The sequence below is a fragment of the Bradyrhizobium sp. HKCCYLRH3061 genome (assembly GCF_051168015.1).
In the GTDB taxonomy this organism is placed as follows: Bacteria; Pseudomonadota; Alphaproteobacteria; order Rhizobiales; family Xanthobacteraceae; genus Bradyrhizobium.
This window is the reverse complement of record NZ_JBNPUE010000022.1, coordinates 1-20569: the sequence shown is the minus strand read 5'-3', so window position 1 is coordinate 20569 and position 20569 is coordinate 1. Positions and strand designations below refer to the sequence as shown.

Genomic DNA, 20569 nt, shown 5'->3' with positions numbered 1-20569 from the left:
CGGGGCGCTCGCCGGCGCCGCGGCCTGCTCCGGCAAGGACGGCTCAGTCGGATACCGGTCCTTGAGTCGTTCAGGTTTCGAGCCCCGCGTCCGTCGGGGCCGTCCACCTCTTTTCAAGCACGGCAGAATCGTGGCGTGATCGGAAGCCGTCGCGGCTCGCCGTCTTGTGTGGCCGCGCATGGTTGCGGCCGGGGAGTGAACCCTGCTAGACCGCCTCGACGAATTTTCACGTGTTTTCAAGGATTAGCTTCGGCTGCGGGCCACAATGCGGTCATCTCTGCTTCGCTGAGCGGCCTTATTTCTGCCCTATGCGCTCAGGCCTTCCGAATTGGGCCGCGCCCCAACCACTGGACACCGCATGCTGGAAGTCAGGCACGACAACGAAGTCCATGTCGAGAAGGTCGAGCACCGGCCGGCCGACAGCATCGCCTTTGGCATCGAGCGGCTCGGCCTCCTCGCGGTCAAGGCGCCGATCTTCTCCTGCGTCGTCCTGCTCGTTCTCATCGTGGCGGCGGTGTTCGGCATCAAGCGCATCCAGATCGACGATTCGCTCAGCCAGCTGTTTCGCTCCGACAGCAAGGAATTCCACCAGTACGAGGAGGTGACGAAGAAGTTCCCGGCCGAGGAATTCGACGTCCTCGTCGTGGTCGAGGGCAAGACCCTGCTGGCCCGCCAAAACCTCGAGAAGCTTCGTGACTTCGTGACCGACCTGCAACTGGTCGAGGGCACCCGGGGCCTGGTGTCGCTGTTCTCGGCCCGTCAGGCGCCGGCGCCCGGCAAGCTGCCGGCCGCGCTGTTTCCGTCGGATCTGCCGGAGGGCGAGGCCTACGACAAGTTCATCGAAACGGTGAAGTCCAACGAGATCATCCGTGGCAAGCTGTTGTCGGAGGACGGCACGCTGGCCCTGATCGTGCTGTCGCTCGAGCCCAAGGTGGTCGCCTCGAACGATCTCGGGAAGGTGGTGGGCGACATCCGGAAGCTGATGGCGGAGGACCTCGGCGACACCGGCCTGAATGTCCAGCTTTCCGGCGTGCCGGTCATGCAGCTCGAGATCCGCAACGCGGTGGAGCGTGACGGGCTGACCTACAACATTCTCGGCATTCTCGCCGGCTGCGTCATCGCCATCATCTTCTTCCGCAAGGTCTCGTTCATGATCGCGGCGGCGTTTCCGCCGCTGATCGCGATCATGCTCGCGCTCGGCGCGCTCGGGTGGGCCAATTTCAATCTCAACATGTTCCTGAACGTGATGACGCCGCTCATCATGGTCATCAGCTTCTCCGATTCGATGCAGCTCACCTTCGCCGCTCGCGACCGCCTGATCGCGGGGCAGGACAAGGTGACGGCGTTCAAGAACGCCGTGCTGGTCGTCGGCCCGGCTTGCGTCCTGACCCACGCCACCGCCGGCATTTCCTTCATCGCCCTGCAGTTCTCCGACAGCGACCTGATCCGCAAGTTCGGCGAGGCGGGGCTCGCCGCCACCATCATCGCGCTGGTCGCGGTGCTGTCGCTGGTGCCGGTGTTCGGCGTGCTGCTGGTCCGCAACGAGAAGACGTTCGCGGTCAAATTCCAGGGCGCCGACGCCGGCGTCCAGGCGCTGCGCAATTTCTGCTACTGGATCGCGGTGCGCATGGTCGGCCGTCCCGGCCTGTTCAGCCTGATCGCGGTGCTGTTCGTCGGCTCGCTCGCGGTGGTGTATTCGACCCTGGAGCCGCGCTATCGCCTCGCCGACCAGGTGCCGGACAAGCAGCAGGCGGTTGCGGCGAGCAACCGGCTCGATGCCAAGCTGACCGGCGCCAATCCGGTCAACGTGCTCATCCAGTTTCCGAAGGGCGCCTCGCTCTATGCCCCGGAGACCCTGCAGACCATCGCCGACGTCCATGCCACGGTCGAGAAGACCGCGGGTGTCGGCAACGTCTGGTCGGTCGAGACGCTCCGGCGCTGGCTGGCCGAGAAGGCCGGCTCGTCGGATACCGCGACCCTGCAGGAATACGTCAATCTGATCCCCGAGCATCTGGTGCGCCGCTTCATCGACAAGGAGCAGGATGCGGTGGTGGTCGCCGGCCGTGTGCCGGATGTCGACTCCAGCCAGCTGCTGCCGGTGGTCGACAAGCTCGACCACGAGCTCGACGCGGTGAGAAAGAAGCATCCCGGCTATGAAATCGCCGTCACCGGTCTCGCCGCCATCGCCGCGCGCAACTCGGCCGGCATGATCGAAAAGCTCAACCATGGGCTGACGATCGAGTTCGCGCTGGTGGCCATGTTCATCGGGCTGGCCTTCCGGTCCTGGGTCGTCATGCTCGCCTGCATCCTGCCCGGCATTTTCCCTGTCGTGATGTCAGGCACCGTGCTGTGGGCCATGGGGGAGGGGCTGCAATTCGCCAGCGTGGTCGCGCTCACGGTCTCCTTTGGCCTCGGCCTGTCGGCCACCATCCACTTCCTGAACCGGCTGCGGATGGAGAGCGCGCCCGGCGTCAGTGCCGCAGTCGCTGTGGAGCGGGCCACCGTGCTGGTCGGACCGGCGCTGATCCTCACCACCGTGGTGCTGGCCTGCGGCCTGGTCGTCACCGTGTTCTCGGATCTGCCGTCGCTGCGGCTGTTCGGTTGGCTCAGCGCGTTCTCGATGGTGGCGGCGCTGTTCGCCGACCTCTTCATCCTCCGCCCGACCGCGATGTTCCTGATCAACCTGTCGCAGAAGCTCAAGCGCAAGCCGCTTTGAGGCGAGGGAATTGGTTTAAGCCCAGCCAGCAACTGTCATCGCCCGGCTGGTCAAGCCGGGCGATGACAGCGGTTGTTTAAGGCGGGTCGAGGGTTGCTGCTGAGGCACAGCAAAACAAAACGGCCCTGACATCGTCAGGGCCGTTTGCGTGTTCAGAGACTGACAGAGCCGATCAGGTCTTCGACATCGTGATGTTGACGCCGCGGATCTCGCCCTTGGAGGAGATCTGCACGACCTGCTTGTTGCCGCTGGTCCTCAGGTTGATGCTGGCGGCGAAACCGGCGGCCTGCACGAACACGTCGATCTGGCCGTTGCCGGCGGTGCCCTGCAGTTCGCCGTTCACGTTGCGGCTCGATTCGCTCCAATTGCCGGAGATGCGGTCACCCTGGCTGGTGACGTCGCTGGTCAGCAGGAACTTGTAGCTGTCGCTGGCGCATTGCAGGCTCTGCTTGAGATTGGCGCCGGCCACCTTGTAGCTGGCCTTGCAGCGGATGCGCTCGGTGGTGCCGTCGGACAGCGCGACCGTGCCGTTGCCGGCCCATGAGCCGTCGAAGCCGGCGAACGGGCCCGACTGAGCCTGAACTGCGGTCGCCGCCACGAACAGTGCCGCTCCGAGACCGGCGGCCTTGACGACGCGCCCAGAGAAAGGTGAGCCGAACAGTTTCATATCGAGTTTCCCATCCAAAATGACACCGCTGTGTCGGCGTATGCTGCCGCTTCGAACACTTGGTGTTCTCGCCGAAGGTTAGGTTCAAATGACGGCCGGTCGGGCGCTGCGACCGGATGCCATGATGCCCGCCGATACCGTGCGACCGGTCGGCGCCGAATGGTCGTCCTCGCAAGACGGCTGCACGCAAGCCGCCTCGACGGCGCCCGCATCTAACGGTCCGCGCGGCATGCTTGCAACAGCCAAATGCGAAAAACGTGTTCCGAGAATAACGCCCTAGTATCAACGCCTTGTTTGTGCCAATGCTGTGATCTCCGAGCTTGATCCGCTCGGGATCATAGGGCGCAAATTTGGCCGCATTTGGCAGCGTACCTCCGGCGCTGGGGGGCTTGCGGTCCTTGCCAAACCAAACAGGTGTTTCCCGGGCAGCATCGGCGTTCCCGGGAGGTCTCCTCTGCTGTCAAAATGAAGGAACACGATGCGTAAGATTTTCCTGGCACTTTCCCTGCTGTCGTCGGTGTCCGTTTCCACCGGTGCGTTCGCGCAAGGCCGCGGCGGCACGCCCGAAGAGCAGGCGGCCTGCACGCGTGACGTTCAGAAGTTCTGCCGTGCGGTCATCGATCAGGGTGACTTCACGATTCTGGCGTGCCTCAAGGAGAACCGCCCCAAGATCAGCTCGGCCTGCGATCAGGTGCTGAAGACCCACAACCAGTAAGCGGTTGCCGTTCGGAACGGTTGTTTCCGAACTCTCTTGGTTAACGACCGCCGGCCCGCCCCCTCGGGGCAGGACGGCGGTTCGCTTCTATGGGCTGCCCGACATCGATTGCATTGGTTTTGGCGGGATCTTCGCCTATATGGGGGGCGAGCAATCCGTTCGCATGAGCGAAGCGGCGGGCATTGTTTTCGGTAGCGCCCCTTCAACCTGATAGCTGTTTCGTCCATGACCACCGCGAGCGATTTGCGATCCGGCAAGACACACCGGGACGAGAACTTTCCGGTGGCGTCGTGGATCATCCGTCCTGAGCATCGGGCGCTGATCCTCGCCTTCTACAATTTCGTGCGCACCGCCGACGACATCGCCGACCATCCGAGCCTGCCGGGCGACGAGAAGCTGCGGCTGCTCGACCTGCTCGAGGCTGAGCTGACGGGAACGGGCGAGACCCAGGACGTCGCCGTCAGCCTGCGCCGGGCGCTAGCCGGGCGCGGCATGTCGCCCCGGCACGCGCTCGATCTGCTGGTTGCCTTCCGGATGGACGTGACCAAGCTGCGCTACGAGAACTGGGACGAGGTCATCCACTACTGCCGCTATTCGGCGATGCCGGTCGGCCGCTTCATGCTCGATGTGCACGGCGAGTCCGCCGCGACCTGGCCGGCCTCGGACGCGATCTGCGCCGGCCTTCAGATCAACAACCACCTGCAGGACTGCGGCAAGGACTACAAGGCGCTCAACCGCGTCTATCTGCCGCGCGACGCGCTGGCCGAAGCCGGCGCCACGGTCGAGATGCTCGGCGCAGCCAAATCGTCGCCGCAGCTCTTGAGCTGCCTGCAGAAGCTCGCCGTCCGCAATGCGGCGCTGCTCGAGGAGGGCAGGGACCTCAACAGCGGCGTCAAGGATTTCCGCTTCGGACTGGAGATCGCCGTGATCCAGGCCTTCGCCGACCGCATCGTGGCGTTGCTGAAGGTGCGCGACCCACTCAGCGAGCGCGTGCACCTGTCGCCCATCGGCATGCTCGGTCTCACCTTCACCTCGGTGATGGGCGAGATCGGCCGCCGCGTGGCCGGGCGTCATCCCCAGACCAAATCGGCAGCCGGCGCATGACCCTCGAGGCGACCGCGGATAACGTCGATCACGGCACGGCGGCCTCCGGCAGCTCGTTCTATGCCGCCATGCGCATCCTGCCGCGCGCCCAGCGCGATGCGATGTTCCAGGTCTACAGCTTCTGCCGCGAGGTCGACGACATCGCCGATTCCGACGGCCCGCGGCCCGAGCGGCTGGCGGCGCTGCAGAAATGGCGCGACGACATCGACGCGCTGTACCAGGGCAACCCGCCGCCGCGGCTGCGCGACTATGTCGCGTCGGTGAAGACCTTCGGACTGAAGCGCGAGGACTTCCTCGCGATCATCGACGGCATGGAGATGGACGTGCCGGCGGAGATCCGCGCGCCGGATCTCGCCACGCTCGACCTTTATTGCGACCGCGTGGCCAGCGCGGTCGGCCGCCTCTCGGTGCGCATCTTCGGCATGCCCGAGGAGGACGGCATCCTGCTCGCGCACCATCTCGGCCGCGCGCTGCAGCTGACCAACATCCTGCGCGACATCGACGAGGATGCCGGCATCGGCCGGCTCTACCTGCCGCGCGAGGCGCTGCTGTTCGCCGGCATCACCAGCGACGATCCGGTCAAGGTGATGCAGGAGCGGGCGCTGCCCAAGGTCTGCAACTCGGTAGCGGTCAGGGCCAAGACGCATTTCGAGAAGGCCGACGAGATCATGCGGCGAAATCGCCGGCGCGCCGTGCGGGCGCCGCGGATCATGTCGGAATATTATCGCGCCGTGTTCGACCTCCTGCTCGAACGCGGCTTCGCGCTGCCGCGCGAGCCCGTCCGCGTGAGCAAGCTCACGAAGATCGGCATCATCCTCCGTTACGCAATCATCTGATGCAGAAGACAGCTCACATCATCGGCGCCGGCGTGTCCGGCCTTTCCGCCGGCGTGCGGCTCGCCAACGCGGGCTACATCGTGCACGTCCATGAGGCCACCCAGCAGCTCGGCGGCCGCTGCCGGTCCTATTACGACGCCGCGACCGACCTGGTGATCGACAACGGCAACCATCTGCTGCTGTCGGCCAATCATCACGTGCTGTCCTATGCCCGTGCGATCGGCTCGGAAGCGGGGCTGGTCGGGCCGGAGAAGGCGCAGTTCGCATTCGTCGACATCCGGAGCGGCCAGCGCTGGCTGCTCGATCTCGGCAACGGCCGGCTGCCGCTGTGGGTGTTCGACGAGGGCCGCCGCGTGCCGGATACCAAGCTCGGCGACTATCTCGCATTGTCGCCGCTGATTTGGGCCGGCACGTCCAAGACCATCGGCAGCACGATTCCCTGCAAGGGCGCGCTGTACGACCGGCTGGTGCAGCCGCTGCTGCTCGCGGCGCTGAACTGCGATCCGCCGGAGGGCTCGGCGGGGCTCGCCGGCGCCATCGTCCGCGAGACGCTGTTGGCCGGCGGACAGGCCTGCCGGCCGCTGATCGCGCGCGACGGGTTGTCGGGCGTACTGATCGATCCGGCCGTGAAATTCCTGGAAGGCAAGGGCGGCAGCGTCCGGATCGGCCGCGAGCTGCGCGGCCTCGACAATGCAGGCGGTCGCGTCACCGGGCTCAGGTTCGGCGGTGATGAATCCGTCGCGCTCGGTCCCTCCGACGTCGTGGTGCTCGCCGTGCCGCCGCGGCCGGCGATGGCGCTGCTGCCGGGACTCACGGGGCCGACGAAATATCGTGCCATCGTCAATGCCCATTTCCGCATCACGCCGCCGCGCGATGCACCAGCTCTGCTCGGAGTGGTCGGCGGCCTGGTCGAGTGGCTGTTCGCCTTCCCGCAGCGGCTCTCGGTCACCATCAGCAATGGCGATCGCCTGGTCGACATGCCGCGCGAGGAACTCGCCGCCGCGATCTGGGCCGACGTCTGCAAGGCCGCCGGGATCTCGGGCGAGCTGCCGCCGTGGCAGATCGTGCGCGAGCGTCGCGCCACCTTCGAGGCGACGCCGGAGCAGAACGCGCTCCGGCCCGGAGTGAAGACGGCGTTCGGCAATCTCGCTCTGGCGGGGGACTGGACCGATACCGGCCTGCCGGCAACCATCGAAGGCTCGGTGCGCTCCGGCGACCGCGCCGCGAATCTCCTGCTCGGGCACGGCTGACGGGCGCAGGGCTGCCAAATCTGGACGCGCCGTCAGGCCGCCTGCGCCGCGAGTCTCACATTTTCGTGGCGTAGTTCTTGCTTAAAGTTCCACGCCTGGAGGCGCTGGCGCGATCTGTTCCAGGGCGGAACAGGGGTCGGCGGGGCCAAATGGCAACACCCGGCAAAAAACGCATCGGGTGCGGGTGCAGTGCGGCGCAAACGGGGTTTCCTCGTGGAAATTTTCTGCGTAATCCTCGGTTTGTTAAGGTCTTTCCGCTCTGGCGCCGCCGCGGCTGAGGCTTTGGAACAAGAGACGGAGACGTCGGATCACGCGACGTCCGAGAAGGTGTCAGGGGTCGGATTGTGAAGTTGGGGATGGGGGACGACACGTCCGCGGATCGCCCGATTGATCCGCGGCCGGTCTTGGTCGTGACGGGCTTGGTGCAGGAGGCCCGGATTGCTGCCGGGCCCGGCATGATGGTGATCTGCAGCTCGAGCGACCCCAGACAGTTGCGCTCGCTGCTCACCGTGTTCGACCCGACCTCGATCCGCGGCGTCGTCAGCTTCGGCGTGGCCGGTGGCCTCGATCCGACCCTCAAGGCCGGCGACATCGTCGTCGCCACCGAGGTGACCGCCGGCGATGCCCGCTGGCTGTCGGGCCTGTCGCTGCGCGAGGAGCACATCGCCCGCGCCGCCCTGAAGAAGCGCCGCGTCGTGCGCGGCGTGCTCGCCGGGGCCGAAGAGGTGGTGGTGGCGCAGGCCCGCAAGGCGGCGCTGCGCATGAAGACCGGCGCGGCCGCGGTCGACATGGAGAGCCACATCGCTGCCGCCTATGCCGCCGAGTACGGGCTGCCGTTCGCGGCGCTGCGGGTGATCTCCGATCCCGCCCATCGCACCCTCCCGTCGCTCGCCAAGGACGCCATCAAGCCCAACGGCGACATCGACCTGCCGATGATCCTGCGCGGCGTCGCCCGCAATCCGGCCGTGCTGCGTGGTCTGGTGTCGACGGGCATCGAGTTCAATCGCGCCCTGCGCTCGCTGCGCGGCGCCCGCGACCTGCTGCTGAGCGGCCTGCTGGCGGCCGAGCATTTCCTCGAGACCGAGACGCTGGCCGCCGCCGAAGCGTAAGGCGCCGGCTGGCGAATGATCGTCGGCTTTATCGGCTAAGGCTCCGATAATCCCGCTTGCTCCGTCGCTGCGCTCGCAATGACGTGTGGAAAGAGCTTCGCTCAGAGGCGCAATCCCTGCACCGAAACGGAGCGGCGCCTACGAGCCCATAGCACCTCAACGAAAAACGGCCGCCGGTTGCCCGGCGGCCGTTTCGTTGTGGACTGATCTCAGCGGCCTCAGGCCGCGGTCGAGGCCTTCTGCTGGGCTTCGACGGCCTCGTCCTTGCGGATCTCGGAGAGGCGCTTCTGCACCTCCGACGAGAACACGTATTGCGCCGGGCGCTGCTTGGAGAGGTCGATCTCCGGCGCCATCGGGCCTTCGGTCTTGATGCCGCGCAGCGACACGAACATCGCCTTGATCGGGTTGGTCAGCGCCGCATTGGCGGCGGTCGCCTCATAGCCGCAATGCGCCATGCAGTCGGCGCACTTCTCGTACTTGCCGGTGCCGTAGGAATCCCAGTCGGTGGTCTCCATCAGCTCCTTGAAGGTCTTGGTGTAGCCTTCGCCGAGCAGATAGCAGGGCTTCTGCCAGCCGAAGATGTTGCGCGCAGGCATGCCCCAGGGGGTGCACTCGAACTCCTGGTTTCCGGCGAGGAAGTCGAGGAACAGGCCGGAATGCATGAAATTCCACTTCTTGCCCTTGCCGAGCTTGAAGACGTCGCGGAACAGCTGCTTGGTCTTGGTGCGGTTGAGGAAGTGCTCCTGGTCCGGCGCGCGCTCATAGGCATAGCCGGGCGACATGGTGACGCCGACGCCGAGTTCGGTCGTGAAGTCCAGGAACTTGGCGATCTCCTCGGCCGGGTGGCCGTCGAACACCGTGGCGTTGACGTTGACGGTGAAGCCGCGCTCCTTGGCGGCCTTGATCGCGGAGACGGCGCGGTCGAACACGCCCTTCTGCGACACCGCCTTGTCGTGATGCTCGCGCAGGCCGTCGAGATGCACCGAGAAGAACAAATAGGGCGACGGCTCGAACAGGTCGAGCTTCTTCTCCAGGAGCAGCGCGTTGGTGCAGAGCGAGACGAACTTCTTGCGGGCGACCAGGCCGCGCACGATCTCGCCGATCTCCTTGTGGATCAGCGGCTCGCCGCCGGGGATCGCGACCATCGGTGCGCCGCACTCATCGGCCGCATCCCAGCACTCCTGCGCGCTCATGCGGCGGTTGAGGATCGCGTCGGGATAGTCGATCTTGCCACAGCCGGCGCATGCCAGGTTGCAGCGGAACAGCGGCTCCAGCATCAGCACGAGCGGATAGCGTTTCCGGCCGAGAAGCTTCTGCTTCATCAGATAGGCCCCGATACGCAGTTCCTTATGGAAGGGGATTGCCATTACGTCTCTTCTTTCTGGACCAAACGAGGACCGATCAGCCCGCGACCAGCTCGGCCGGCAGGCGGAATTCGATGTTTTCTTCCCGCCCCGGGACCACCGCGACCTCGACCGGTCCGATGCGCCGCAGGGCTTCGATGACGTCGTCGACAAGCACTTCGGGAGCCGAGGCGCCGGCAGTGATGCCGACGGCCTTGGCCCCCTTCAGCCAAACCGGATCAAGCTCGCTGCCATCAGCGATCAGATAGCTTGCGACCCCGGCCTCGGTGCCGATCTCGCGCAGTCTGTTCGAGTTGGAGCTGTTGGCGGCGCCCACCACCAGGATGACGTCCACCAGCTTGCTTAAGTCCCTTACCGCAGATTGGCGGTTCTGTGTCGCATAGCAGATATCCCGGATATCGGGACCTTGAAGGTCTGTAAAGCGGGCTTGAAGGGCTAAAATGATGTCCCGGGTGTCGTCCACGCTGAGCGTGGTCTGGGTAATATAGGCCAAGGGGGTGTCGAGCGGCAGAGGCAGGGCGGCCACATCGGCCACGTTCTGCACGAGGTAGACCGGGCCGGGAACCTGGCCCATGGTTCCCTCCACCTCCGGATGGCCGGCATGACCGATCAGTACCAGGGTACGTCCCTTGGACATGTAGCGCTTGCCCTGGTTGTGAACCTTCGTCACCAGCGGGCAGGTGGCATTGAGCACCGGCAGCCCGCGGGCGGCCGCTTCCTCCTCGACCGTCCGGGCGACGCCGTGGGCGCTGAACACGGTGACGGCGCGCGGCGGCACCTCGGAGAGGTCCTCGACGAAGATGGCGCCCTTGGCCTTCAGGCTCTCGACCACGTGCTTGTTGTGGACGATCTCATGACGCACGTAGACCGGCGGGCCATACTTCTCCAGCGCGCGCTCCACGATCTCGATCGCACGCACGACTCCAGCACAAAAACCGCGCGGCTGCGCGAGATACACCTGCATGGGACGTCCAGCCACGTTGCCTCACTTTCGACCCGGCACCTCCGTGCGTGCGACAGGGTTGCAATAATCGCACCAGCGAGTGCCCCCAATGGCCCGCCACACGGATGGAAACGCAGGGCTTTGTGTCAAAAATCGAGCGAAGAGAAAAGCCGGTCTGCAAGTCGCTCGCATGTGATGCGTCGCACGCAGCCCCCGAGAGGTTGCAGGTAATTTAGTAATTATAAATTAGATCAATCAATTGAGTTGGTTATGCTCTCACTCGTTCGTCACTTTACCGCCGAGAACAGCCGCTATATCAGCCGGCCCGACGGTTCCGTGCATCGTTCAACTTGATCCGCCGTCGAGGGACCATCCTCGTCTTCAAGGTTGGGCCAGGCCGGGTCGGGGCGCGCTCAGGATGTGTGCGTCCGGGGCTCGCCCTGATCGGGGAACTCCGCCATGAAGCGGACGTTTCCGCCCAGCTCTCTAAACATTAGAAAGTCACGAAGTGCTGACCACGTTTGTCGTCTCGATCGTCAAGGCCTGCACCCGGTTTGCCTGGCCGACATTGATTGCGGCCCTGCTGCTCTCCGTCGGCGCGGGCTTCTATACGGCGCGTCATTTCTCGATCAATACCGACATCAACAAGCTGATTTCGCCTGATCTCGACTGGCGCAAGCGCGACCAGCAATATGAGCAGGCGTTCGATCGCGATCGCATGATCCTGGGCGTGGTCGAGGCGGCGACACCAGAGCTGACCGGCGTGGCGGCTGATGCGCTTGCCAAGAAGCTCAAGGGCGACACCGCGAACTTCTCATCGGTCGAGCTGCTCGGCGGCGGCGAGTTCTTCGCCAGGAACGGCCTGCTGTTCCTGCCGACCGAGGAGGTCAAGCAGCTCACGGACCAGTTCACGGCGGCGGCGCCGCTGGTCGAGATCATGGCCGGGGACCCCTCGATCCGCGGCCTGACCGGTGCGCTGGAGACCGGCCTTGCCGGCGTCAAGCGCGGCCAGGTCAAGCTCGATAATGCCGCGCGGCCGTTCGACTACATCTCCCAGACGGTCGAGACCGTGCTCGACAAGGGCGATGCGACCTTCTCCTGGCGCCAGCTGATCTCCGACAAGCCGCTCGAAGACAGCGACAAGCGCGCCTTCATCCAGTTCAAGCCGATCCTCGACTACCAGGCCCTGGAGCCCGGCAAGGCGGCGACGGATGCGATCCGTCAGGCGGCGGCCGAGCTCGATTTCCCGCACCGCTTTCACGCCCGCGTGCGGCTGACCGGGCCGGTGCCGATCGCCAACGAGGAATACGCCACCGTGCAGGAAGGCGCCGTCGTCAACGGCATCGGCACCGTGGTCGTCGTGCTGATCATCCTGTGGCTGGCGCTGCATTCGGCCAAGATCATCTCGGCCGTGTTCATCAACCTGTTCATCGGCCTCGCGCTCACCACGGCCGTCGGCCTGATGATGGTCGGCTCGCTCAATCTGCTGTCGGTCGCGTTCGCCGTGCTGTTCATCGGCCTCGGCGTCGATTTCGGCATCCAGTTCAGCGTGCGCTATCGCTCCGAGCGGTTCAAGAACGACAATCTTCCGGAAGCGCTGGCGGAAGCCGCGCGCCGCTCCGCGGTGCCGCTGTCGCTCGCGGCGATGGCGACGGCTGCCGGTTTCCTGTGCTTCCTGCCAACCGACTACAAGGGCATCTCCGAGCTCGGCGCCATCGCCGGCGCCGGCATGATCATCGCGTTCCTGTCGTCGATCACGGTGCTGCCGGCATTGCTGAGGATCCTCAATCCGCCCGGCGAGAAGGAGCCGGTCGGCTACGCCTTCCTGGCGCCGGTCGATCATTTCCTCGAGAAGCACCGCGTGCCGATCATCGTCGGCACGCTCGGCCTGGTCGTCGCCGGCCTGCCGCTGCTCTATTACATGAAGTTCGACTTCAACCCGATGAACCTGCGCAATCCGCGCGCCGAGTCGATCGCGACCTATCTCGACCTGCGAAAGGATCCGAACACGGGCGCCAATGCGATCGACGTGCTGACGCGCTCCGAGACCGAGGCCAAGGCGATCGAGGCCAAGCTGGCGAAGTTGCCCGAGGTGGCGCGCGTGATGTCGCTCGACAGCTTCGTCCCCGAGGACCAGCCGGCCAAATTGAAGCTGATCGCGCAGGGCGCGAAGGTGCTGGGGCCTGCACTCAACCCCGATCAGGTCGATGCGGCGCCGAGCGACAAGGAGAATGTCGACGCCCTGAACTCGACCGTCGACAATCTCCGGCGCACCGCGGGCGAGAGCAACGGGCCGGGCGCGGTCGCGTCGCGGCGGCTCGCCGACGCGCTTGCCAGGCTCGCGGGCGCCAGCGAAACGGTTCGCAACAAGGCGCAGGCGGTGTTCGTCGAGCCGTGGAAGATCACGCTGACGCAGCTCAGCGCCACTCTCCAGGCGCAGCCGGTCAGCCTCGCGAACCTGCCGCCGGAACTGGTGTCGCAGTGGAAGAGCAAGGACGGACTGATTCGGGTCGAGGCGCAGCCCAAGGGCGATCCGAACGACAACGACAATCTCAGGCGATTCGCCAACGCCGTCCTGACGGCCGAGCCCAACGCGATCGGCGGTCCGGTCTCGATCCTGAAGTCCGGTGACACGATCGTGAAGGCATTCATCCACGCCGGCATCTACTCGCTGGTCGTGATCAGCCTCCTGCTGTGGGTGACCTTGAAGCGCTTCAGCGACGTGCTCATGACGATCGTGCCGCTGCTGGTTGCGGGCGCCGTGACGCTGGAGATCTGCGTGCTGATCAAGCTGCCGCTGAACTTCGCCAACATCGTCGCCCTGCCGCTCCTGCTAGGCATTGGCGTCGCGTTCAAGATCTACTACGTGGTGGCGTGGCGCGGCGGCCGCACAAATTTGCTCCAGACCAGCCTGACCCGGGCGATCTTCTTCAGCGCACTGACGACGGCGACCGCATTCGGCAGCCTGTGGCTGTCGAGCCATCCCGGCACGTCCAGCATGGGCAAGCTGCTGGCGCTGTCGCTGGTCACCACGCTCGCCGCCGTGCTGCTGTTCCAGCCGGCGCTGATGGGCAAGCCTCGCGAGATCAAGGAGCAAGAGGGCTCGTGATCACGGAATAGAAAAAGCGGCCGATCTCTCGGCCGCTTTTTTTTGTTCGCGTGACGGACGCCCGTTAGTTAGCGGGGGCGCGCGATCTCGGGCAGCAGGCAGATATCGCCGACCTGGTCCGCGGGCTTGTGTCCCGGCTTGGCCGATGCGGTTGCGCCACTGCCGACGCCGGTGGTCGTCTTGGCCGCCGGAGCAGGGGCCGGCGCGATTGGTTTCTGTGTACCTTTGGCCATGCTGTTCACAGGGCTCGACGGAATCGGCGGAGCAACCCGCGTCCAGGTCTCGCCGCCGCACAGGAAGCCGAGCACGCAGCCCTTGATCTCCAGGTGATCGGGGTCGACCGGCGTGATGGTGGAGCTGTAGAGCTGCCCATCCTTGGCGTTGTAGACTTGGCCTTCCCACGCGTCTGCGCCGGGCTTCTTCTTCATGTCGATCAGGATCGGCATGCCGAGCGTCGGGCGGCTCTGGCGGGCCGGATCGGGGTTGTTGCTGTCGCGTCCGCCCGGGGTCTTCTCCCAGGCCACGACGCCCCACATGCTGCCATTACATTGTGCGACTCGGATGTTCGCGACGCCGTCGGCAACCCGCCAGTCGCCGGTGGGGTCGGCCGCGAGCGCGGAAGAAATTCCTGCTGCGAACACGACTGCGGAGTATGCTAGTGTCGTCGACATGAGATATCTAAGGCGATGCAACATTGGCAGAAACCCGTGCTTGCTTTGATGGTGCGAATGAGGGCAAAACGCCGCATTGCGCGTTTTCAGTTGACGTCACGTCCATCAACCGAAGTATGTAGCCGATGCTAAAACCCAATCTAGACGTTTCCGAGATGTTTGTGGAGCGCCAAGCGCAGCGCAGCACGATGCACTCTCGGCATCTGAACGAGCAGCTTGTCCGCGTTCTCAAAACGATTGGATATGATGTTGGGTTCCAGAAGGGACAAGGGCAATATCTCTACGATCGTGATGGGGCCCGTTATCTTGACCTGCTCAGCGGTTTTGGCGTCTTTGCAATCGGCCGCAATCATCCGACACTGCGCGCCGCGCTGAAAAGCGTCCTCGACACCGACCTGCCGAATCTCGTTCAGCTCGACGTCTCGACCTTGGCGGGCGTTCTTGCCGAGCGGCTGCTGGAATATGTCCCGTATCTGGACAAGGTGTTCTTCGCCAATTCCGGCGCCGAGACCGTGGAAGCCGCGATCAAATTCGCGCGTGGCGCGACCGGCCGGCCCGGCATCGTCTATTGCGGGCACTCCTATCACGGTCTCACCTATGGCGCGCTGTCGCTGACCGATGATTCGAACTTCCGCAACGGCTTCGAGCCGCTGCTGCCGGGTTGTACGGCAATCCCCTTCAACGATCTTGCCGCGCTCGAGCAGGCGCTGTCGTCGCGCGAGATCGCAGCCTTCATCGTCGAGCCGATCCAGGGCAAGGGCGTCAACATGCCCTCCGACGAGTTCCTGCCGGGTGCCGCTGCGCTCTGCAAGAAATACGGCACCATCTTCATCGCCGACGAGATCCAGACCGGCATGGGACGCACCGGCCGGTTCCTCGCGGTGGAACATTGGAATGTCGAGCCCGACATGGTGCTGCTGTCGAAAGCGCTGTCCGGCGGCCATGTCCCGGTCGGCGCGCTGCTGACGCGCAAGCAGATCTTCGACAAGATATTCAACCGCATGGATCGCGCCGTGGTGCACGGCTCGACCTTCGCCAAGAACGACCTCGCGATGGCCGCCGGCATTGCCACGCTCGAGGTGATGAAGGCCGAGAAGCTGGTCGAGGCCGCCGCCAAGCGCGGCGCCGAGCTGCGGCTGGCGCTGACCCGGATGGTGCCGGGCTACGAGCTGCTCAAGGAAGTACGCGGCAAGGGGCTGATGATCGGCGTCGAGTTCGGTCCGCCGAAATCGCTGCGCCTCAAGGCCTCGTGGACCATGCTGGAGAGCGCCAACAAGGGCCTGTTCTGCCAGCTCATCACGGTGCCGCTGTTCAAGGATCACAAGATCCTGACCCAGGTCGCCGGTCACGGCCTGCACACGATCAAGCTGCTGCCGCCGCTGACCATCACCGAGGAGGACTGCGCCTGGATCGAGCGCGCCTTCGACGACGTCATCGCGCAGAGCCACAAGGTCCCCGGCGCGATCTGGTCGCTCGGCAAGACCCTGGTCGACAACGCCATCCGCAAATCGGCGTGAGCTGACGAACATGTAGGGTGGGCAAAGGCGCGACGCGCCGTGCCCACCATCTCGATCCTCGCAGGACCTTTGGTGGGGAACGCTACGCTTTGCCCGCCCTACGAAGGGCTTGTCATGGCGAGCGAAGCAATCCAGCCTTCCTTCGCGCCTCGGGATTGCGTCGCTTCGCCCGCAATGACGGAGCGCGCGAGAGCGACTCAGCTGCTCCCACCCATCTTCCGCTCGAACCGCTCGCCGAACTCCTCGAGCTCGTCGCCGCCGATATCGCTGATCGCCCAATAGCTGAGGCCGCGGTCGCGCCAACTCCTGATATTGAAGCCCTGGATCGTGTCCATCCGTGCGGCGCGGCGCTCGGTGGACGAGGTCTGCGCCACGAACAGATTGATGACGTGCTGGCGGCGGCGATAGACCACCGCGCCGATCGGGCGGGCATCGACATAATCGAGCCGCCCGCCGATCAGGGTAAATCCCTCGGCGGTGAGGTCGATCACCGGCGGCGCCACGTCGAGCCTGCCGTTGAACCAGGGCTTGACGGTGTGCTGGTCGGTCGAGATCACGTCGGTCAGGTGGCCCGCCTGCAGCGAGCGCAGATGCGCCGAGACGATCTCGGCCTCGATCCGCTGTTGGTCGTCATTGCGCAGCACGATGGCGACGAGACCGGTGGCGGCCAGCGCCGACACGGCGGAGCCCATCGCAAAGCCCTTCAGCAGCGAGCGGCGGCTCGGCGGGACGGCGAGCGGTGTGACGTTAGCCGCCTCAGCCGCCGGCAGGGCGGCTTCGATGCGCTGGCGCAAGGCGACGGGCGCCGCGTAGCCAAGATCGGCGCCGGCCAGCACCTGCTTCATCTCCCGGATTCCAGCGAGCTCCGCGGCGCAGCGCGGGCAGGTCGCGACATGGGCTTCAACTTCCAGAGCGTGGCCGGCGTCGAGCTCGCCATCGGCCAGCGCGTGGATCAGGATCTCGGCTTCATCGCAGGTCATGGCTAGAGCTCCTCCTGCGCGAGCCAGGCGGCGCGCAGCGTCGCGCGGGCGCGGGCGAGACGCGACATCACGGTGCCGACCGGCACGTCGGCGGCCTCCGCGATCTCGCGATAGGACAGATTGTTGACCTCGCGCAGCACGAACGTCTCGCGGAACGGCTCGGCCAGCGTGTCGATCATTCGCCGGATCGCCGAGGCATCGCGCTCGCGCAGCACGGCGCCTTCCGGCGTCTCGGTGCTCTCCTGCCACAGCGGCGGCTGCTCGGCCGCTTCGGGCGCATCGTCGAGCGCCTTGACCGGCGCACCGGCGCGGCGCGCGAATTCGGCGTGGCAGACATTGCGCAGGATCGCAAACAGCCACGGCTTCATCGCCGGACCACGGTAGGTGTCGAAATGCTTCAGCGCGCGCAGGTAGCATTCCTGCACCGCGTCCTCCGCGTCGGCGGCGTTGCGCAGCAGATAGCGCGCCAGCGTGTAGACATCGTCGAGATGCGGCAGTGCCGCCTCGCGGAAGCGTCGCGCCCTCTCGGGATCGTCACTGGCTGTCGTCACCGGCGTGGTCTCCGGCCCGGTTCGCGGTCGCACGGCGCGGCCGGCGCTACGCCGCCGACCGGTCCATGCGACGATGCTCATGCCCTGGTTCGCGATGCTACTCAACCTTGACCAGCCCCGTCATGTGCGGATGCAGCGAACAGAAATATTTGTAGTCGCCGGCGGCTGCGAAGGTGAAGGAGAAGCTGTCGTCGGTATCGAGCGTTTTCGACCGGTATTTCCCGGCCGACACCACCGTGTGCGGGATGTCGTCGTGGTTGGTCCAGGTCACGGTGTCGCCGACCTTCACCGTCACCGCGGCCGGGGTGAAGGTGAAGTTGTCGATGGTGACCTTGATGGTCTCGGCGCGCAGCGGCGTGGCGCCGAGAAGCAGCGCGGCGGCGAGGCAGGCGCCGCGAACAACAGACTGGCTCATTGCGTTTCCGTCCTCAGCCGGCCAGCGGCGTGTCGATGATGGCGAGCCGCTCGGACCCGACCTTGAAGTCGATGCTGGCGATGCCGAGCAGGCTGCGCAGTCTGGCGTCCTCGACCTTCATCGGGCCGGGCGAGGGCGCCGTGCCCGGCGCCGGCTGCGGAAAGGCGGTCGAGCGCGCGGTGTGGAAGGTGACGTTACCCTCGACCTTCTGCATCACCTGATGAATATGGCCGTTCAGCACCGTCACCGAGCCGAACCCCTTCAGGCTGTCCAGCGCGCGGCCGCCATCCTCGGTGCCCCAGCCCCATTCCGGATATACGGTCCACAACGGGATGTGCGCGAACACGACGACCGGGGTCGATTTGGAGCGGCCCTTGAGATCCTGCTCCAGCCAGGCGAGCTGCTCGGCGCCGAGATTGCCGAGCCCGCCGGCCTTGAGATCCACCACGTTGACCAGCCCGATGAAGTGTACGCCATTGGCGTCGAACGAATACCAGCCGGAGCCGCGCGTGCCCTTGCCGTAGCGCTCCTTGTAGAGCTTGACGTCCTCGTCGAGGAAGTCGTGCTCGCCGGGCACGTAGTGCACGTCGAGCCGCGTCTGCGAGATGATGCGATCGGCGTCGTCGAACTCGGCCGCCTTCGACAGATGCGAGATGTCGCCGGTGTGGATCATGAAGGACGGCTTCACCGGCATCGCCTTGATGCGGTTGACGGCCTCCTCGAGCGTGCCGAGCGCGTTGGGATTGGCCGGCTTGTCGAAGCCGACATGGCTGTCGCTGATCTGCAGGAAGGTCAGGCCGGAGGCGGGCTGCTCGGCCGCCCGCGCGGCGTCGACCAGGCCGAGCGAACGCGGCACGCCGCCCGACAGCGTCCAGAGCACGCCGGTGCCTGCCCACGTCATGCACTCCAGCACCTTGCGACGGCTGACGCCGTTCTCGTCGTGATCACCAAGGCTCATCGTCATCTCCCGTTGCCCGTCATCGGGCTTGCGGGTGAGAAGAGCGATGGCGGCCCGGTTTTATTCCCGGCTTCTCGCGATCGAAACGCGATGACGTGTTCGTGATCATGCCGGCCATGGCCGGCGGCTCACCTGCTCGCGCAGGATGTCGGCGCAGGGCCGCGCGAAATATACAAGCGGCGTGCGCCGCCGAAGGGCGGCTGATGGACTGGATGCGACGTCGATGCATGAGCGCGTGATCCCCAACCTGCAACGAACCGAGCTGTCTGCCGATCGGATCGTGCCGCTCGATCGCGCCAGGACGTTCATCACGCTCTCGGTCGTGCTCTATCACTCCGCCATCAACTACACTCATTTCGGCCAGGGCGGCGACCGCATGCACTGGCTCGGCTTCGACCTCGTCGCGCTGTTCAACGACAGCTACTTCATGTCGTGCATGTTCTTCATCTCCGGCCTGTTCGTGCCGGCAAGCCTGGCGGGCCGGGGCGCGTCGGACTATGTCGGGCGCCGCGCGCTGCGGCTCGGCGTGCCCTACATCGTGTCGATCCTCGTGATCATGCCGATCGCCTATTACCGATACTACGTGGCCGAGGATCAGTTCGCCGCGGTGTGGTGGCGCATGATCAGCGAAGGGCCGTGGCCGTCCGGCTCGGCCTGGTTTCTCGGCGTGCTGCTGGGGTTTGATATACTGGCTGCGCTCGTCTGCGTCCTGGCGCCGCAGGCGATCGGCGCAGTCGGGCGCTGGGCCGGGACGTTGCTGCACTATCCGCTCACTGGCTTCCTGATCTTCCTCGTGATCGCCAACCTGGCCTATCTGCCGCCGCATCTCGGCTTCGGTGACGGTTTCTGGTTCATGCCCGGACATTTTCCGCTGCCGCTGCAGGCGAGCCGGGTGCTGCTCTATCCGGCCTTCTTCGTCGGCGGCGTCGCGATCGGTGCCGCCGGGCTGCGAGCGGGCCCGTTCGCGGCCGACGGCGCGCTGGTGCGGCGCTGGTGGATCTGGTTCGGTCTTTCCTATGGCTGCTATGGCGCGATCCTGTTGCTGGCCTACGCCCATCACAACTGGATCGCCGACTTCGACTCGCCGCCGCTATGGTGGCGTGCGGCCTATGGCAGCGCCGTGGCAAGCTTCTGTGCTGCGATGGCGTTCGGCGTGCCGACCTTCTTCCTGCGCTGGGCGAAGGCGCCGCTGGCGCTGATGGATCGCCTGCAGCCGTCGGCCTACGGCATCTATCTGCTGCACTTCCTGCCGCTGCTGTGGCTGCAATATCTGGTCTACGACCCGGCGTGGCCGGCGGGAGTGAAGTTCGCGATCGTGCTGGCGGGCACGCTGTCGGTGAGCTGGCTGGCGACTGTGCTGTTGCGCCGAATCCCGTTGGTGGCGCGGATCGTCTGATCCGTTGCGCGCGGCGGTGGCTGCCGTCGAACTCGTTACGGTGACACTTGGCGTCAATAAGACGAGGCGCGGTGCGGGTGAATGCGCCCTCTCCTCTTGTGGGCCCCTTGTGGGAGAGGGCATGTAGGACAGTGCAGCAAGCTCGGTTGGGTGAGGGGTATGCCTCAACGAGCGTCGCTCGCCGAGATATACCCCATTGGCGCTAACTTACCATTTTGCTGCCGGAAATGGATGATTCCTCGGTCGAGTGACTGACGAATCGCTTTCG

General features: G+C 65.4%; 17 protein-coding genes. 9 read left to right on the top strand and 8 right to left on the bottom strand.

The genetic code is table 11. From position 1 onward, the window contains the following. Positions 1 to 358 precede the first annotated feature (358 nt). The gene (locus ACQR2C_RS28325) at positions 359 to 2716 is read left to right on the top strand and encodes an efflux RND transporter permease subunit (RefSeq protein WP_316183365.1); all 2358 of its coding nucleotides are present in this window, start codon (positions 359 to 361) and stop codon (positions 2714 to 2716) included. A gap of 172 nt (positions 2717 to 2888) precedes the next feature. On the opposite strand, the gene ACQR2C_RS28320 is transcribed toward ACQR2C_RS28325, so the two are convergent. Further along, entirely contained in the window at positions 2889 to 3383 is a 495-nt protein-coding gene (locus ACQR2C_RS28320; RefSeq protein ID WP_316218551.1) for a hypothetical protein, read from the bottom strand. A 478-nt stretch (positions 3384 to 3861) separates the two neighbouring features. Between ACQR2C_RS28320 and ACQR2C_RS28315 the strand changes: the two genes are divergently transcribed. From ACQR2C_RS28315 to ACQR2C_RS28295, 5 genes are all read left to right on the top strand, one after another. Continuing rightward, positions 3862 to 4098 carry a hypothetical protein gene (locus tag ACQR2C_RS28315; RefSeq protein ID WP_315801265.1) on the top strand — a complete coding sequence of 79 codons (237 nt, stop codon included), beginning with the start codon at positions 3862 to 3864 and terminating at the stop codon, positions 4096 to 4098. A 225-nt stretch (positions 4099 to 4323) separates the two neighbouring features. Then, on the top strand, positions 4324 to 5202 hold the full coding sequence (hpnC, locus tag ACQR2C_RS28310; protein WP_434882579.1) for a squalene synthase HpnC: 879 nt from the start codon (positions 4324 to 4326) through the stop codon (positions 5200 to 5202). Then, positions 5199 to 6038 carry a presqualene diphosphate synthase HpnD gene (hpnD, locus tag ACQR2C_RS28305; RefSeq protein WP_434882578.1) on the top strand — a complete coding sequence of 280 codons (840 nt, stop codon included), beginning with the start codon at positions 5199 to 5201 and terminating at the stop codon, positions 6036 to 6038. The genes hpnC and hpnD overlap by 4 nt, the downstream gene beginning before the upstream one ends. Beyond that, positions 6038 to 7288, top strand: a complete 1251-nt coding sequence (gene hpnE / locus ACQR2C_RS28300; protein WP_434882577.1) for a hydroxysqualene dehydroxylase HpnE — start codon at positions 6038 to 6040, stop codon at positions 7286 to 7288. The genes hpnD and hpnE overlap by 1 nt, the downstream gene beginning before the upstream one ends. Before the next feature lie 344 nt (positions 7289 to 7632). Then, complete coding sequence (locus ACQR2C_RS28295) at positions 7633 to 8397, top strand: phosphorylase (protein ID WP_410051467.1); 765 nt, start codon at positions 7633 to 7635, stop codon at positions 8395 to 8397. A gap of 218 nt (positions 8398 to 8615) precedes the next feature. Here ACQR2C_RS28295 and hpnH read toward each other — a convergent pair whose 3' ends face one another. After that, positions 8616 to 9764: an adenosyl-hopene transferase HpnH gene (hpnH, locus tag ACQR2C_RS28290; protein WP_316183626.1), complete on the bottom strand. Its 1149-nt coding sequence runs from the start codon at positions 9762 to 9764 to the stop codon at positions 8616 to 8618. A 34-nt stretch (positions 9765 to 9798) separates the two neighbouring features. Further along, entirely contained in the window at positions 9799 to 10725 is a 927-nt protein-coding gene (ispH, locus tag ACQR2C_RS28285; RefSeq protein ID WP_315801259.1) for a 4-hydroxy-3-methylbut-2-enyl diphosphate reductase, read from the bottom strand. A 487-nt stretch (positions 10726 to 11212) separates the two neighbouring features. On the opposite strand from ispH, the gene ACQR2C_RS28280 reads away from it, so the two are divergent. Beyond that, positions 11213 to 13813, top strand: a complete 2601-nt coding sequence (locus ACQR2C_RS28280) for an MMPL family transporter (protein WP_315801258.1) — start codon at positions 11213 to 11215, stop codon at positions 13811 to 13813. 68 nt (positions 13814 to 13881) lie between these two features. Here the strand turns inward: ACQR2C_RS28280 and ACQR2C_RS28275 are convergent, their stop codons facing one another. Then, positions 13882 to 14508 (bottom strand): DUF2147 domain-containing protein, encoded by a 627-nt coding sequence (locus ACQR2C_RS28275; RefSeq protein WP_409997886.1) that lies wholly within the window; start codon positions 14506 to 14508, stop codon positions 13882 to 13884. Between the two features lie 101 nt (positions 14509 to 14609). Here ACQR2C_RS28275 and hpnO point away from each other — a divergent pair, with 101 nt between their 5' ends. Beyond that, positions 14610 to 16001 (top strand): aminobacteriohopanetriol synthase HpnO, encoded by a 1392-nt coding sequence (hpnO, locus tag ACQR2C_RS28270; RefSeq protein ID WP_315714885.1) that lies wholly within the window; start codon positions 14610 to 14612, stop codon positions 15999 to 16001. Positions 16002 to 16198: 197 nt separating this feature from the next. Here hpnO and ACQR2C_RS28265 read toward each other — a convergent pair whose 3' ends face one another. From ACQR2C_RS28265 to ACQR2C_RS28250, 4 genes are all read right to left on the bottom strand, one after another. After that, positions 16199 to 16981: an anti-sigma factor family protein gene (locus ACQR2C_RS28265; RefSeq protein ID WP_434882576.1), complete on the bottom strand. Its 783-nt coding sequence runs from the start codon at positions 16979 to 16981 to the stop codon at positions 16199 to 16201. A gap of 2 nt (positions 16982 to 16983) precedes the next feature. After that, positions 16984 to 17532 (bottom strand): sigma-70 family RNA polymerase sigma factor, encoded by a 549-nt coding sequence (locus tag ACQR2C_RS28260; protein ID WP_434882626.1) that lies wholly within the window; start codon positions 17530 to 17532, stop codon positions 16984 to 16986. 97 nt (positions 17533 to 17629) lie between these two features. After that, complete coding sequence (locus tag ACQR2C_RS28255) at positions 17630 to 17947, bottom strand: cupredoxin domain-containing protein (RefSeq protein ID WP_315801255.1); 318 nt, start codon at positions 17945 to 17947, stop codon at positions 17630 to 17632. 13 nt (positions 17948 to 17960) lie between these two features. Then, positions 17961 to 18905 carry a metallophosphoesterase family protein gene (locus ACQR2C_RS28250; RefSeq protein WP_315801254.1) on the bottom strand — a complete coding sequence of 315 codons (945 nt, stop codon included), beginning with the start codon at positions 18903 to 18905 and terminating at the stop codon, positions 17961 to 17963. Positions 18906 to 19128: 223 nt separating this feature from the next. Between ACQR2C_RS28250 and ACQR2C_RS28245 the strand changes: the two genes are divergently transcribed. Further along, on the top strand, positions 19129 to 20301 hold the full coding sequence (locus tag ACQR2C_RS28245) for an acyltransferase family protein (RefSeq protein WP_434848254.1): 1173 nt from the start codon (positions 19129 to 19131) through the stop codon (positions 20299 to 20301). Positions 20302 to 20569: the final 268 nt, after the last annotated feature.

What these genes read in the sequence shown, in the direction of transcription:
- ACQR2C_RS28315 (WP_315801265.1), top strand. Translation starts at nt 3,862, where the DNA reads ATGCGTAAGATTTTCCTGGCACTTTCCCTGCTGTCGTCGGTGTCCGTT.
- ACQR2C_RS28275 (WP_409997886.1), bottom strand. Translation starts at nt 14,508, where the DNA reads ATGTTGCATCGCCTTAGATATCTCATGTCGACGACACTAGCATACTCC.
- ACQR2C_RS28250 (WP_315801254.1), bottom strand. Translation starts at nt 18,905, where the DNA reads ATGAGCCTTGGTGATCACGACGAGAACGGCGTCAGCCGTCGCAAGGTG.
- ACQR2C_RS28325 (WP_316183365.1), top strand. Translation starts at nt 359, where the DNA reads ATGCTGGAAGTCAGGCACGACAACGAAGTCCATGTCGAGAAGGTCGAG.
- ACQR2C_RS28320 (WP_316218551.1), bottom strand. Translation starts at nt 3,383, where the DNA reads ATGAAACTGTTCGGCTCACCTTTCTCTGGGCGCGTCGTCAAGGCCGCC.
- ACQR2C_RS28265 (WP_434882576.1), bottom strand. Translation starts at nt 16,981, where the DNA reads ATGACCTGCGATGAAGCCGAGATCCTGATCCACGCGCTGGCCGATGGC.
- ispH (WP_315801259.1), bottom strand. Translation starts at nt 10,725, where the DNA reads ATGCAGGTGTATCTCGCGCAGCCGCGCGGTTTTTGTGCTGGAGTCGTG.
- hpnC (WP_434882579.1), top strand. Translation starts at nt 4,324, where the DNA reads ATGACCACCGCGAGCGATTTGCGATCCGGCAAGACACACCGGGACGAG.
- hpnH (WP_316183626.1), bottom strand. Translation starts at nt 9,764, where the DNA reads ATGGCAATCCCCTTCCATAAGGAACTGCGTATCGGGGCCTATCTGATG.
- hpnE (WP_434882577.1), top strand. Translation starts at nt 6,038, where the DNA reads ATGCAGAAGACAGCTCACATCATCGGCGCCGGCGTGTCCGGCCTTTCC.
- hpnD (WP_434882578.1), top strand. Translation starts at nt 5,199, where the DNA reads ATGACCCTCGAGGCGACCGCGGATAACGTCGATCACGGCACGGCGGCC.
- ACQR2C_RS28245 (WP_434848254.1), top strand. Translation starts at nt 19,129, where the DNA reads ATGCATGAGCGCGTGATCCCCAACCTGCAACGAACCGAGCTGTCTGCC.
- hpnO (WP_315714885.1), top strand. Translation starts at nt 14,610, where the DNA reads ATGCTAAAACCCAATCTAGACGTTTCCGAGATGTTTGTGGAGCGCCAA.
- ACQR2C_RS28255 (WP_315801255.1), bottom strand. Translation starts at nt 17,947, where the DNA reads ATGAGCCAGTCTGTTGTTCGCGGCGCCTGCCTCGCCGCCGCGCTGCTT.